Origin of the sequence: Pseudomonas aestiva, from assembly GCF_039908605.1 — a bacterium.
Lineage (GTDB): Bacteria > Pseudomonadota > Gammaproteobacteria > Pseudomonadales > Pseudomonadaceae > Chryseomonas > Chryseomonas aestiva.
In genome coordinates, this window is the sequence record NZ_CP150916.1 from 2936247 (window position 1) to 2949752 (window position 13506).

Here is a 13506-nt window from a genome sequence, read left to right on the forward strand (position 1 = left end):
AGCATGGAGGAGGCGCGGGGCCGATTCAGTGGCCGGGCGAGGCCTGAGTTACGACTGGACACATCTTGTAAAAGTGCCGTCTCGCTCGTGCCTGAAGGCTCTACCCCGGGATATTGGCCGCTTTTTCGACCAGCAGGCCTGACCCGCCGCCTGGATCGATGCCGGTTTCGTCAGGCGACTCGCGCGAGTCCTGGTGCGGTCCTGCGCCCTCCTCCGCCAGGGCCGATGGCGGCGTCAGGCCTATTTCACGATTGCCTTGACCGCCTCCAATACATCCCGGGTGGCCTGGCGGGTCGCCTCCGCATCAGGCCCGACCCTGGGACCCAGCACGACGCAGCTGTCCCGGTAGGAAAAGACCTTGCCGGTCTGCTGGTTGATCAACTCGCCCCTGGCGTTCTCGGCGATCCGGCAGTCACGCACGGTCTGGCTGCCCTTCGCGACCACCACCGGACTCCAGGCATAGGGGCTGTCGAAGCCATGCTCGGCATGGGGATAGGTATGCACCCCGAGGTCGGCCCCCTGCTGCTTGAGCGTCGCGAAATAGCCCTCGCAGCGGGAATAGGGATCGTAGTTGTCGGCCAGGCCGTGGTAGACCCGCAGCGGCTTGGCGACGACCTGGTCCTGCTCGCGAAAGGTGATCGAGCAGTCGGGGTAGAACGACAGGTAGCCGGCGAACTGGAAATCCTGGCTTTTCCAGCGCTTGTCGAAGCGCTCCAGGGCGGCGTAGAGCGAAGCCTGTCCGCCGCGGGAAAAGCCCATGAGCAGGATCTTGCCCGGATCGATCCGCGCGTGCCGCGCGAGCCGGGCGCCGGCGCGATAGTCATCCAAGACGAAATTGAGCCGTCCCAGCTGGGCCTGATCGGTGGCGGTGCTGGTGATGCCCCGGCCCGAGAAGCCATCCACGGCGAAGGTGGCGATGCCGACCTGATTGAACTGCCGCTGCCAGTAGGTGATGTTGGCACCCACCCCGCCCGAGCCATGCTGGAGAATGACCACCGGGACCTTGCCCTTGCCTGGCGGCAGCGACAGCACGCCACCGAGCAGCACCTCGGTGCCGCCCTTGTCCCCCGTCAGGAATTGCTGATCGCTCAGGGTCAGCGAGGTGAAGGTCAGCACCTCTTGCCGAGCGGGGATATCGGTTGCCGGCGAGGTGGTCGCACAGACGGTGGCACTGACAAGGCAGGCAATGGCCGCGAGCGCGGGGCGCAAAGATCCAGCGGACAGATGGGGCATCGGTTGCATCCTTCTTGTAGGGTCCTCCCAGGGTAGCCAATTGGCGTCGCTCTGCTGGAGAGGCGGTAAGCAGAACCCGCCGCACTAGCCGAATTTGGCACCTTTGTCGCGTAAACCGGCCTTGAGGTACGAAACTTGTAGCTCCCGCGCCAACGGCCCTTTGCGACCCAAAAGGTTTCCCAAATGCACCAAGACGGCTCCCTCGCGTTACCGCCGCGCGTCCGGCATCGGTATACCGGTGACATCGACGAGCATGCGCTCTGCGTCGAGGGCTGGCACATGCAATACGATCAGCTGTCGTCGGGTCGTTTTCAGGGCGAGCTCAGCGACCTCTGGCTGGACGACCTCAGCCTGCTGCGGGATCGCTCCAACCAGGCCATGCTCAAGAGCGGCGAGGCCCAGGGGAACACCCTGACCTTCAGCCTGCCCATGCGTGACGCCGGCGCCCTGCACTGCGGCGGCCATACCCTGCACGAGGCCCAGCTACTGGTGGCGCGTGGCGACAATCTGCCGGAGCTGCGTACCCCGGCCAATCTCGATCTGCTCTGCATCAATCTGCAGGAAGCCGAGATGGCGCGCCTGCTGGCCTGCCAGCACAGCGCTCTCGACGTGCGCGACCTGTCCGGCTGCTATCGCCTGCCTACCGGCTGTGCCCATGGGGAGCTGGCCGCCCTGGCCCATCAACTCTTCGCCCCGGAAGCGGAAATCCAGACCTGGCTGGACCATCCGCGCACCCGCGCGACCCTGCGCGACACCGTGCTGCTGCACCTGCTCGATCTGCTCGACACCAGCGAACCCCATGAGCTGGCACCTAGCGCGCGGCTGCGCATGGTGCGGCGGGCGCGGGAATACGCCCTGGCCCATCCGGACCAGCCGCCCAGCATCCTGGAGCTGTGCAATCGCGTCGGTGCCAGCCGCCGCAAGCTGCAGTACTGCTTCCAGGAGGCGCTGGGCATCAATCCGGTCGCCTACCTGCGCACCCTACGTCTCAATGCGGCCCATCGCGCTCTGCGCCGGGGAGCAGGCGAATCGGTGCAGGACGTCGCCGCCCGGTGGGGCTTCTGCCACCTCAGCCGCTTCGCTCGCGACTACCGGAGGCTGTTCGGCCAGTTGCCCTCCACCACCCTCAAGACCGCCACGCAGAAGTGCTGAATCTGGCTAACGGCGGATAACGGCTTTCCCTCAGGCTCGAGTGGCCAATAAGAAGAGGGAACTCCATGAACGTTACCCGTCCGCTCCACGCCCTTGCCGTCGGCCTCGCCGCTCTGGGGCTGACCGCCGCGACCCACGCCACCGAAAGCGGCTCGCCCACCACCGCCTTCGGCGTCTATGATTTCGGCGCCGGCTTCACCCCGCCACCGACGCCCCACGGCACCCTGGGTCTGCGCAGCAACTTCTATCGCGCCACCTCCATCCGCGACAGCCACGGTCGCGACAACGGCAATGACTTTTCCATCGACGTCCTCTCCCTGGGCCTGGCCTACCTGAAGATGACCGATACCCGCGTCCTGGGCGCTCGCTATGGCTTTGGCGGGGTCCAGCCCTTCTTCAGGATGGACGCGGACCTCACCGTCAAGGCCAACGGCGTGCCGGTGTTTGCCGACAGCGCCACGCTCTTCCGCCAGGCCGACATCCAGGTCATTCCGCTGATCCTGCAGTGGGAGCCCTCGCGCAACCTGGGGGTGAACTTCTGGCTCCAGGTGCAGGCGCCCACCGGGGATTACGACAAGAATCGACTGGTAAATCCGGGCACCAACCACTGGACCGTCTCGCCGATGCTCAACCTGAGCTACATCAGCGATTCGGGCTTCGAGGTGTCGTCCAGCTTCCAGACCGACTTCAACAGCCGCAACCCCGCCACCGACTACCGCAGCGGCACGGAATACCGCCACGAATTCGCCGTGGGTCAGCACTTCGGCCCCTGGACCGCGGGCCTGGGCGGCTACTACTACCGCCAGCTCACCGACGACGACGCCCCCGGCCTCACCCGCAGCAATCGCGCCCGGGTACTGGCGCTGGGACCGGCGCTGAGCTTCTTCCAACCTGGCCTGCCACCGGTCTGGGTGCACCTCTACAAGGAGGTCGACGCCCGCAACCGCGCCGAAGGCTACGCCTTCGCCGTGCGGCTCTCCCACAGCTTCTGAGGATCCGTCCATGACCGCCACCGCCTCCTCCCGCCCCACCCCCGGCCGGCGCCAGGGTGCCGTGCTCCTGCTCGGCAGCAGCCTGACCATCATGGGTTCGGTAATGGTCGCCCCGATCATCCCCAAGCTGGGCGCCGAATTCGGTCCCATCGAACCCCGCGCCGATTTGCTGATCCCCCTGGCGATGACCGGGCCGGCCCTGGCCATCGCCCTCTTCGCGCCCCTGGCCGGCTGGCTGGCCGACCGCCTGGGTCGCAAGCGGCTGCTGATCATCGCCACCTTCTGCTACGCCCTGCTCGGCATGCTGCCGGCGCTGCTGCAATCATTGCCGGCCATCACCCTCACCCGCCTGGTCTTCGGTTTGGCCGAGGCCGCGGTGATGACCTGTTGCGTGACCCTGATCGCCGACTACTGGCAGGGCAGCCGGCGGCTGGCCTACGTCAATGGCCAGGTCATCGCCATCAGCCTGGTGGGCTCGCTGTTCTATGTGGTTGGCGGCGCCCTGGGCGAGCACTCCTGGCGCACGCCCTTCTACCTCTATCTGCTACCGCTGCTGCTGGTGCCGTTCATGCTGCGGCTGCTGTGGGAACCAATCCGCGCCCAGGTCACCAGCGGCGCCGACGAAGGCCCCCAGCACAGTGCGCCGCTGCCCCTGATCGTCAACTACCTGCTGGTCTTCGCCGGCATGGTGCTCAGCGTGGTAGTGCCCATCCAGAGTCCGCTGCTGCTGGTGCAACTGGGCATCACCTCCAGCACCCTGATCGGCGCCTCGGCGGGCCTTGGCCTGCTGGCGACCCTGGGCGGCCCGCTGCTCTGGCCGCTGCTGCGCCGCAGGTGGGGCCTGGCCGGCTGCAACGCCGTGCTGCTCGCCTGCATGGGCAGCGGCCTCTGGCTGCTGGTGAACGCGCGCAGCTACGAAGCCGTGCTGGTGGCAGTGACCCTCCATGGCCTGGGCGTCGGCATGCTGGTGCCCAACACCATGGCACCGGTGATGGGCGCCCTGAGCGCCCGGGCCCGGGGCCGCGGCATGGGCGGCTACACCGGCTGCCTCTACCTGGGTCAGTTCGCCAGTCCCCTGGTGGTGGCAGTGCTCCTGCCCTTCACCGGCGATCTGCACCTGGCCATCCGTACCCTCGCCAGCGCCGCTTTGGTCGCCGCGCTAGTCTGGGCGGCCGTCGCCCTGCTGCGGCGCAAGGCCGCCCTGCCCGCTCCGTCGCGCTCTTCCTGAATTCTGATCGAGGATTTTTCCATGCACAGCCTGCAATCCCTGCTGGACACCCAGGACGGCCACGGCCTGGCGACGCTGCTGCGGCAGCGCGAGATCACGGCGAGCGAATTGCTCGAAGCGGTCATCGAGCGCCTGGATACCGTTGAGCCCGGTCTCAACGCCGTGAGCGAACGACTCTATGACCAGGCCCGCGCCGCGGCCCGGGCGCCGCTCGATGTCGAGGCCCCCTTCGCCGGAGTCCCGACCCTGGTCAAGGACCTCTTCACCCCCCTGGCGGGCGCCCGCATGACCAATGGCTCCCTGGCCCTGGGCGACGCCCGCCCGGATTTCGACTGTGAATTGGTCAGCCGCCTGCGCCAGGCCGGCTGCCTGTTCGTCGGCACCACCACCTCGCCGGAATTCGGTACCTCCTACAGCACCGAATCGCGGCGCTTCGGCGCCACCGCCAATCCCTGGAATCCGGCCCACAGCGCCGGTGGCTCCAGTGGCGGCGCGGCTGCCCTGGTCGCCGCGCGGGTGGTGCCCTTCGCCCATGGCAACGATGGCGGCGGCTCGCTGCGGGTGCCGGCGTCCTGCTGCGGGATCTTCGGCCTCAAGCCCAGCCGCGGACGGATGCCTTCCGGGCCCATGGTCGGTGAAGGCTGGGCCGGCATGGGCACGCCCCACGCCATGAGCCTGTCGGTGCGCGATAACGCCCTGCTGCTGGATGCCACCGCTGGCGCCGACCTGGGCGCGCCCTATGCGGCACCGGCCCACGACGTACCCTTCGCCAGCCTGCTGGAGCGCGATCCCCGCCCGCTGCGCATCGCCCTGGTCGAGCACCTGGCACCCTGGCCGAGCGGACCCGAGGCCCTGGCCGCGGTGCGCCACACCGCCCGACTGTGCGAAAGCCTTGGCCACCACGTCGAGCCGGCGACCCTGCCGGTGGACCTGCCCCGCTTTCTCGACCAGGTGTTCGACATCATCGGTCCCAGCACCCGTCACTACCTGCAGGTGCTCGGCGCGATGCGCGGTGCCCCGGTCAGCGACGAGGAGCTGGACGCCCGTACCCGGGTGATCCTGCGCGAACGGGGCGACATCCCCGCCCATCGCTACGCCGCCGCGGTGGAAGCCCTGCATGCCCTGGGCCGGACCCTGGCACGCTTTCTCACCGACCATGACGTCATCCTCACCCCCACCCTGACCCGCGAACCGCCGCGCCTGGGCGAGCTGGATGGCGACCACCAGGAACGCTCGCTGGCCGAGGCCATCGCCGCCTTCCACAGCTATTCGCCCTTCACCGCCCTGTTCAACGCCAGTGGCCAGCCAGCCATGTCGGTGCCGCTCTGGTGGACCGCCAATGGCCTGCCACTGGGCAGCCACTTCGCCGCGCGCTTTGGCGAGGAAGGCACCCTGCTGGCGCTGGCCGCCCAGCTGGAGCGCGCGCAACCCTGGGCGGGACGGCGTCCGCCGCTGGCGGGCAGTCGCTGAGGCCCGGGGCGCACGGCAAGGCCCGCCACGGTCTCAGGTGAGAGACGGAGATGCCCATCGCAAACTGGCGGGCATCCCGTCACCCGCTTCGCTTGGATGCTCGCTATACTGGCCGCGCACGGCCTGTGACGAATCCCTCTGGCATCCGTGCCGGAGGCTTCAGACTGTCGCTCGCCATCTTCCCCGTTGCCCGGGCAGGGCACCGTACGAGCGACCCGATGAGCATCCTCACCTCGACTCCAGTCCCCTCGTATGGCCTGACCCAGGACATCGATCTCATCGCCGAGATCGCCGCGGTACCCAAGATCCTGGATGTGGTCTGCCGGATGACCGGCATGGGCTTCGCCGCCGTCGCCCGGGTGACCGATGATCGCTGGATCGCCTGCAGCACCCTCGACCTGATCGGCTTCGGCCTCGAGCCCGGTGGCGAGCTGGAGCTCAAGTCGACCATCTGCGACGAGATCCGCGATCATCGCCAGCCCGTGGTGATCGACGACGTGGCGCAGGACAACTGCTATCGCGACCATCACACGCCGCTGCGTTACGGCCTGCGCAGCTATATCTCGGTCCCCATCGTGCTGGACGATGGCAGTTTCTTCGGCACCCTCTGCGCCATCGACCCCAAGCCGGCCAAACCCAGTAGCCCCGAGATCCTGTCCGCCTTCGAACTCTTCGCTGGCATGATCGCGCTGGAGATCGGCGCCCAGCGCCGCTTTGTTGCCGCTCGCAACGTCCTGCACAGCGAGGGCTTTTCCCGCAGCCTGCTCCAGGCCAGCCTGGACTGCGTCAAGGTCCTCTCCGCCGGGGGTCATATCGAATTCATGAACGCCCAGGGCCTGGAGCTCAACCAGCTGCAGTCCGTCGATCAGGTGATGGGCCGCGAGTACGCCGCGCTCTGGCCCGACGCGGAGGTCGCGAAGATCCGCCACGCCGTCGCGCGTGCCGCTACCGGCCAGACCACCCGGGTCGAAGGTTTCTGCCCCACCGCCCGCGGCGAGCCGCGCTGGTGGGAGGTCTCCTGCTCACCCTTCGTGGTGGCCGGCACCGGCGAGGTGAAGATCGTCTGCATCTCCCGCGACATCAGCAGTCGCATCCTCGCCCAGCAGGCCCAGCAGGCCCGGGCCGAAGCCATCGCGGCGCTCAACGACGAGCTGGAGCAACGCATCTCGGAGCGCACCGCCGAGCGTGATCAGATCTGGAACCGCTCCACCGATCCGCTGTGCGTGGCTGACCTCGAGGGCTTCTTCGTCAACCTCAACCCGGCCTGGACGGCGACCCTGGGCTGGTCGCTCGAAGCGCTCAAGGCCCGCCCCTTCCTGACCTTCGTCCACGATGACGATCTCGTCACCACTCGCCAGGCGTTCCGGGATATCAAGCAGGGCATCGCGCTGGCCAACTTCGAAAATCGCTATCGCCACCGCGACGAGTCCTACCGCTGGTTTTCCTGGAATGCCACGCGCAATGGCGACCTGATCTACGCCACCGTGCGCGACGTGACCCAGCAACGCCAGCAGACGCTGGATCTCGCGGCCGCCGAGGATGCCCTGCGCCAGGCGCAGAAGATGGAAGCCATCGGCCAGCTCACCGGTGGCGTGGCCCATGACTTCAACAACCTGCTCACCGTCGCCCGCACCTCCTGCGACCTGCTCAAGCGCCCCAACCTCAGCGACGCCCGCCGCGAACGCTATCTGGAGGCGATCTCCACCACCGTGGATCGCGCCGCCAGATTGACCGGGCAACTCCTGGCCTTCGCCCGCCGCCAGACGCTGGCTCCCGAAGTATTTTCCGCCCGGGACAATGTCCTGGCCATGAGCGACATGCTGGAAACCCTGCTCGGCTCGCAGGTCGGCATCGCACTCGAGGTCAGCGACGACCCCTGCCTGGTCTATGCCGACCCCAGCCAGTTCGATACCGCCCTGGTGAACATCGCGGTGAACGCCCGGGACGCCATGAGCGATGCGGGGCGCCTGACCATCAGCGTCGGCACCGTCGCCAGCATTCCGGCCACTGCCACCCAGCCGGCCCTGGCCCTCCCGGCCGTGGCCGTCGCCCTGACGGATAACGGCAGCGGCATCGTCCGGGAGCACCTGGAACAGATCTTCGAACCCTTCTTCACCACCAAGAGAGTCGGCCAGGGCACCGGTCTCGGCCTGAGTCAGGTGTTCGGCTTCATCAAGCAGTCCGGTGGCGAGGTGCGGGTCACCAGCGAGGTCGGTCGCGGCACGACCTTCCACCTCTATCTGCCGATCGCGCCGGCAACCGGACAGCCACCGCCCCTGGACGATGCCGTGGCAACCGCCGATGGCGGCGGGGTCACCGTCCTGGTGGTTGAAGACAATCTCGAGGTCGGCAGCTTCGCCGTCGACCTGCTGAGCGATCTCGGCTACCACGCGGTGCTGGCCGCCAATGCCGAGCGCGCCCTCGCCCTGCTCGCCGACCAGCCTGGCCGGTTCGATGTGGTCTTCTCGGATGTCGTCATGCCCGGCATGAGCGGGCTGGAACTGGCCATCGAGATCAGACGCCTCTATCGCAGCCTGCCGATCCTGCTGACCTCGGGCTACAGCCACGTGCTGGCGACCCATGGCGCCCAGGGCTTCGAGCTGATCCACAAGCCCTACTCGGCGGACGCCCTGTCTCGCCGGCTGCAGGAGATCCTCGCCGAGCGCGAGACGCACCTGACCACCTAGCGCGCGGCTGGCTGACCGCTACGTCCCGGAAGGGTCGGGCGCGACGGCGTACCGGAACGCGCCGACAGCGGCCCCCCACCCCGCCCCGGCGATCGGGTAACATGCGCCGCCGCGGGCCAGTGGCCCTCTTTCTATCGGTAAGGAGTCGCAGTGTTCGATACCCAGGTCATCATCATCGGTGCCGGCGCGGCCGGTTTGATGTGCGCCCTGAGCGCCGCCGCGCGCGGGCGCCGGGTCCTGGTGCTCGACCACGCCAACAAGGCCGGCAAGAAGATCCTCATGTCCGGCGGCGGCCGCTGCAACTTCACCAACCTCTATTGCGAGCCCGCCAACTTCCTCTCGCAGAACGCGCATTTCTGCAAGTCGGCCCTGGCCCGCTATACCCAGTGGGACTTCATCGCCCTGGTGGCCAAGCACGGCGTGCCCTATCACGAGAAGAAGCTTGGCCAGCTGTTCTGCGACAACAAGGCCAGCGACATCCTCGCCCTGCTGCTGGACGAATGCGAGCGCGGCGGCGTCGACATCCGCCTGGAGACCCCGGTGCAGGAGATCACCCGCCTCGACCCGGGCGGCTATCAGCTGCAGACCAGCCTGGGCCCGGTGCGCGGCGAATCCCTGGTGATCGCCACCGGTGGCCTGTCGATCCCGACCCTGGGCGCCACCGGCTTCGGCTATCAGGTCGCCCGCCAGTTCGGCCATCAGCTGCTGCCGACCCGTGCCGGCCTGGTGCCCTTCACCATCACCGATCCGCAGCTCAAGGAATTCTGCAGCGCCCTGTCCGGCACGGCGGTGGAAGATTGCCGGATCAGCTGCAACGGCCAGAGCTTCGTCGAGAATCTGCTGTTCACCCACCGCGGCCTCAGCGGTCCGGCGATCCTGCAGATCTCCTCCTACTGGCAACCGGGCGACAGCCTCAGCATCGACCTGCTGCCGCACTTGGACCTCGCCCAATGGCTCGCCGAGCAGCGCCAGGCGCGCCCCAACAGCGAACTCAAGACCCTGCTGGGCGAGCTGTTCACCAAGAAGATGGCCACCCTGCTCGCCGACAGCTGGTTCCAGTCCAAACCCCTGAAGCAATACACCCCCGACGAACTCAAGGCCATCGCCGCGCGGCTGCACGACTGGCAACTGGTCCCGGCGGGCACCGAGGGCTATCGCACCGCCGAGGTCACCCTGGGCGGCGTCGACACTCGCGAGGTCTCGTCCAAGACCCTGGAGTCGCTCAAGTCGCCCGGCCTGTACTTCATCGGCGAGGTACTGGACGTCACCGGCCACCTGGGCGGTTTCAACTTCCAGTGGGCCTGGGCTTCGGGTTATGCGGCGGCGCAGTACGTCTAGGCCAGGGAAAGCGCCTTACGACTGGATTCAGGTAGCCGCAGACGGCCAGGTCTGGCTCGCGATGCGCAGGAAATTCCCGCCCAGGATGGCGTCTATGTCAGCGGTGGTGTAGCCCCGACCTGTCAGTTGGCTGACCAGTTCAGGTAGCGCCTCGGGTTGCAGCTGGGTATGACCGTGCGGCTGTCCATAGTGGCGTGCCGGCCACCAGTCTTCAGCGTCGACACCAGCGGGAAGGTCATGGTCGGCCGGGCACAGCTCGGTATCCAGTCCGATGCCGATATGCCGGATCCCGACCCGCTCCGCCAGGTAGTCGATCTGGCGGACATAGCTAGCCACCGAGGCCGCGGGATCACCCAGAAAGATGCCTAGCCCGGTCAGGCCGATCACCCCATCCTGGTCGGCACAGGCGCGGATCTGCTCGTCGCTGATCGTCCGGGGATGGTCATGCAGCGCCTTGATGTTGGTGTGGGAAAAGACCACCGGCCGCGTCGAGACCGCCATGATCTCTAGGCTGGCGCGCTCGCTGGCGTGGGCGCAGTCGAGGGTGATGCCCGCCGCATTGCCGGCCGCCACCACCGCGCGACCCAGTGCCATCAGACCGCCGCCTGCGCCGTGGCAACCCCCGGCGCAGGCGTTATCGCGGTTGTAGGCGAGCAGCATCTGGCGCACCCCTAGGGAGGCATAGAGCCCGACCATCGCCGGGTCGTCGAGCAGCATGGTCGAGCCTTCGAGATCGAAGGAAACCGCCAGCTTGCCTTGCTCGCGCGCACGCTGCAGGTCGGCTACCGTGCCGACGAGACAGAAGTGCGCGTCGTGCCGGGCCAGCCAGGCGCGAAAGCCGGCGAGGGTGCGCAGCACCGTCGCGAAAGGCGTCATGTCCATGCCCACGTTGAGCGACACGTGATGGAAGCCGGCCTCGTGATAGCGACTCAAGCCGGACATATCCTGCCCCGGCACCAGTGGCAGGCAGGCATGCGCCTCCCAGCGTAGCGGCTTGAGTCCCGCTTCCCCGGCTGCGACCGTCTGCATCTTCGTCCCCTCTCCACCCGTCTCGAGGGGTTCAACATAGCATGCAGACTGGGCCGCTAGCCGAAGGTCACGCCCCGCAACAGCGCCGGATCGACCGCCCGCGCCTGATAGCGCACCGCGGCCTGGCCATAGGCCTGGGGATCGAGCACCTGATCCCAGCGCGCCGCTGCCTGCTGCTGAACCGCCACGACTTCGGCTTGCACCGGCTTGGGCTGCAGCGCGGCCTGGGCGCGTCTTTCGTTGATCTCGGCAGCCATGGCGGTGTAGCTGGCGGTGCTGAGCAGGGCGAGTGCGGCCATCTTGTTGAAGACGTTCATGGTGGATTCTCCTGTCTTGAACACGGGGGCTGGCGTCGCCGCGGCAGGCGGTCCGGCGTCAGTCACGGTTCCACCTTGCGCCCAGGCGTCTTAACGCTGTCTTAACCCCTCTGAACCCGACCTGAACGGCTGCGACAACCTGCCCCAGGCGCTGGCCACTGGCCAATTGATCTGGATCAGTTTTGCCCAGGGCCAGCAGGCGCATCCTGCAGGCAGTCGCCACTCCGCCCCGGAGCGGCGCCACGGCTCACGAGGTCGCCATGAACGGACGCCTGGTCAAAGAACTCTTGGTCATCCTGCTGATCAAGCTGGCGCTGCTGATGGTGATCAGGAGCCTCTGGTTCAGCGCCCCCACGGTCCCGCCCGACGCCACCCAGGCGGTCAGCGCCCACCTGCTGGACTAGCACCCCTTCCTTTAGCTTGAGGAGATTGCCGGGATGATCTCGGAATCCGTCGTGGACCTGTCACGCCTGCAATTCGGCATGACCGCGCTGTATCACTTCATCTTCGTGCCCCTGACCCTGGGGCTGGTGGTGATCCTGGGGATCATGGAGTCGGTCTATGTGATGACCGGCAGACAGGTCTACAAGGACATGACCCAGTTCTGGGGCAAGCTGTTCGGCATCAACTTCGCCCTGGGCGTCACCACCGGCCTGACCATGGAGTTCCAGTTCGGCACCAACTGGGCCTACTACTCCCACTATGTCGGCGACATCTTCGGCGCGCCCCTGGCCATCGAGGGCCTGATGGCCTTCTTCCTGGAATCCACCCTGATCGGGCTGTTCTTCTTTGGTTGGGATCGCCTGTCCAAGGGTCAGCACCTGCTGGTCACCTGGCTGGTGGCCCTGGGCTCGAATCTGTCCGCCCTGTGGATCCTGGTGGCCAACGGCTGGATGCAGAATCCGGTCGGCGCCGAATTCAACTACGTGACCATGCGCATGGAGCTGGTCGACTTCGGCGCCCTGCTGCTCAACCCCGTGGCCCAGGTGAAGTTCGTCCACACCGTGGCCTCGGGCTATGTCACCGGCGCCATCTTCGTGCTGGCGATCTCCAGCTACTACCTGCTCAAGGGTCGCGACATCGGCTTTGCCCGGCGCTCCTTCGCCGTGGCCGCCGCCTTCGGTACTGCCGCGGTCATCTCGGTGATCGTGCTGGGCGACGAATCCGGCTATCGCGTGGGCGAGGTGCAGAAGGTCAAGCTGGCCGCCATCGAAGCCGAGTGGAACACCGAGGCAGCCCCGGCCTCCTTCACCCTGTTCGGCATCCCCAATCAACAGGAGATGCGCACCGACTATGCGGTGAAGATCCCCTATCTGATGGGCCTGATCGCCACCCGCTCCACCACCGAACAGGTCACCGGCATCAAGGACCTGGTCACTCAATACGAGGCCCGCGTCCGCAATGGCGCCCAGGCCTACGCCCTGCTGGAGCGACTGCGCGCCGGCGATGACTCCGCCGCCACCCGCGCCGCCTTCGACGCGCGCAAGCACGACCTGGGCTATGGCCTGCTGTTGAAGAAATACGTCAACGATCCCGTCACCGCCACCCCCGAGCAGGTCCGCCAGGCCGCGCGGGACACCATTCCCGGCGTCGCCAGCCTGTTCTGGACCTTTCGCATCATGGTCGCCAGCGGCGTGCTGATGCTGGCGCTGTTCATCTGCGCCCTCTGGGCCTCGACACGGCGCAACGAGCTGAAGAAGCCCTGGCTGCTGAAGTGGGCCCTGTTCAGCCTGCCGCTGCCCTGGATCGCCACCCAGACCGGCTGGTGGGTCGCCGAGCATGGCCGCCAGCCCTGGACCATCAGCGAGGTGCTGCCTACCCACCTGTCGGCCTCGACCCTGGCCGCGGGCGATCTGCTCGGTTCCATCGGCGCTCTGGTGATCTTCTACACCCTGCTGCTGATCGTGGAGATGTACCTGATGATCCGCTTCGCCCGCCTCGGCCCGAGCAGCCTGCACAGTGGTCGCTACTACCACGAACGCGCTGCCCAGGTCGGCGACGCCCTGCACCAGGCCGCCGTGGCCAGGCCCGCCGCTCCGGCCAACGTCTGAGGAGACCGC

At 67.3% G+C, this 13506-nt stretch carries 11 protein-coding genes; 8 read left to right on the forward strand and 3 right to left on the reverse strand.

The window, feature by feature from the left end; all coding sequences use genetic code 11:
• Positions 1–240 precede the first annotated feature (240 nt).
• Positions 241–1233: a dienelactone hydrolase family protein gene (locus tag AABM56_RS13735; RefSeq protein ID WP_347883389.1), complete on the reverse strand. Its 993-nt coding sequence runs from the start codon at positions 1231–1233 to the stop codon at positions 241–243.
• A 183-nt stretch (positions 1234–1416) separates the two neighbouring features.
• On the opposite strand from AABM56_RS13735, the gene AABM56_RS13740 reads away from it, so the two are divergent.
• The 6 genes from AABM56_RS13740 (at position 1417) to AABM56_RS13765 (ending at position 10100) form a co-directional block, all read left to right on the forward strand.
• Positions 1417–2385, forward strand: coding sequence for a helix-turn-helix domain-containing protein (locus AABM56_RS13740; RefSeq protein ID WP_347883390.1), 969 nt, complete (start codon positions 1417–1419; stop codon positions 2383–2385).
• A 65-nt stretch (positions 2386–2450) separates the two neighbouring features.
• Positions 2451–3377, forward strand: coding sequence for a transporter (locus AABM56_RS13745; RefSeq protein ID WP_133860996.1), 927 nt, complete (start codon positions 2451–2453; stop codon positions 3375–3377).
• Between the two features lie 10 nt (positions 3378–3387).
• The gene (locus AABM56_RS13750; RefSeq protein WP_133860997.1) at positions 3388–4605 is read left to right on the forward strand and encodes an MFS transporter; all 1218 of its coding nucleotides are present in this window, start codon (positions 3388–3390) and stop codon (positions 4603–4605) included.
• A 21-nt stretch (positions 4606–4626) separates the two neighbouring features.
• On the forward strand, positions 4627–6075 hold the full coding sequence (locus tag AABM56_RS13755) for an amidase (protein WP_347883391.1): 1449 nt from the start codon (positions 4627–4629) through the stop codon (positions 6073–6075).
• Between the two features lie 218 nt (positions 6076–6293).
• A complete protein-coding gene (locus tag AABM56_RS13760) occupies positions 6294–8762 on the forward strand; it encodes a PAS domain-containing protein (protein WP_347883392.1) in 2469 nt (822 codons plus the stop codon).
• A gap of 150 nt (positions 8763–8912) precedes the next feature.
• Positions 8913–10100, forward strand: coding sequence for an NAD(P)/FAD-dependent oxidoreductase (locus tag AABM56_RS13765; RefSeq protein ID WP_263259136.1), 1188 nt, complete (start codon positions 8913–8915; stop codon positions 10098–10100).
• Between the two features lie 27 nt (positions 10101–10127).
• Here the strand turns inward: AABM56_RS13765 and AABM56_RS13770 are convergent, their stop codons facing one another.
• Together AABM56_RS13770 and AABM56_RS13775 are read right to left on the reverse strand one after the other, a co-directional pair.
• Complete coding sequence (locus AABM56_RS13770) at positions 10128–11129, reverse strand: dipeptidase (RefSeq protein ID WP_133861001.1); 1002 nt, start codon at positions 11127–11129, stop codon at positions 10128–10130.
• Positions 11130–11185: 56 nt separating this feature from the next.
• Entirely contained in the window at positions 11186–11446 is a 261-nt protein-coding gene (locus AABM56_RS13775) for a hypothetical protein (protein WP_133861002.1), read from the reverse strand.
• Between the two features lie 260 nt (positions 11447–11706).
• Here AABM56_RS13775 and cydP point away from each other — a divergent pair, with 260 nt between their 5' ends.
• Both cydP and AABM56_RS13785 read left to right on the forward strand, forming a co-directional pair.
• Complete coding sequence (gene cydP / locus AABM56_RS13780; protein WP_166655895.1) at positions 11707–11850, forward strand: cytochrome oxidase putative small subunit CydP; 144 nt, start codon at positions 11707–11709, stop codon at positions 11848–11850.
• A 33-nt stretch (positions 11851–11883) separates the two neighbouring features.
• Positions 11884–13497, forward strand: a complete 1614-nt coding sequence (locus AABM56_RS13785; RefSeq protein ID WP_347883393.1) for a cytochrome ubiquinol oxidase subunit I — start codon at positions 11884–11886, stop codon at positions 13495–13497.
• Positions 13498–13506 lie beyond the last annotated feature (9 nt).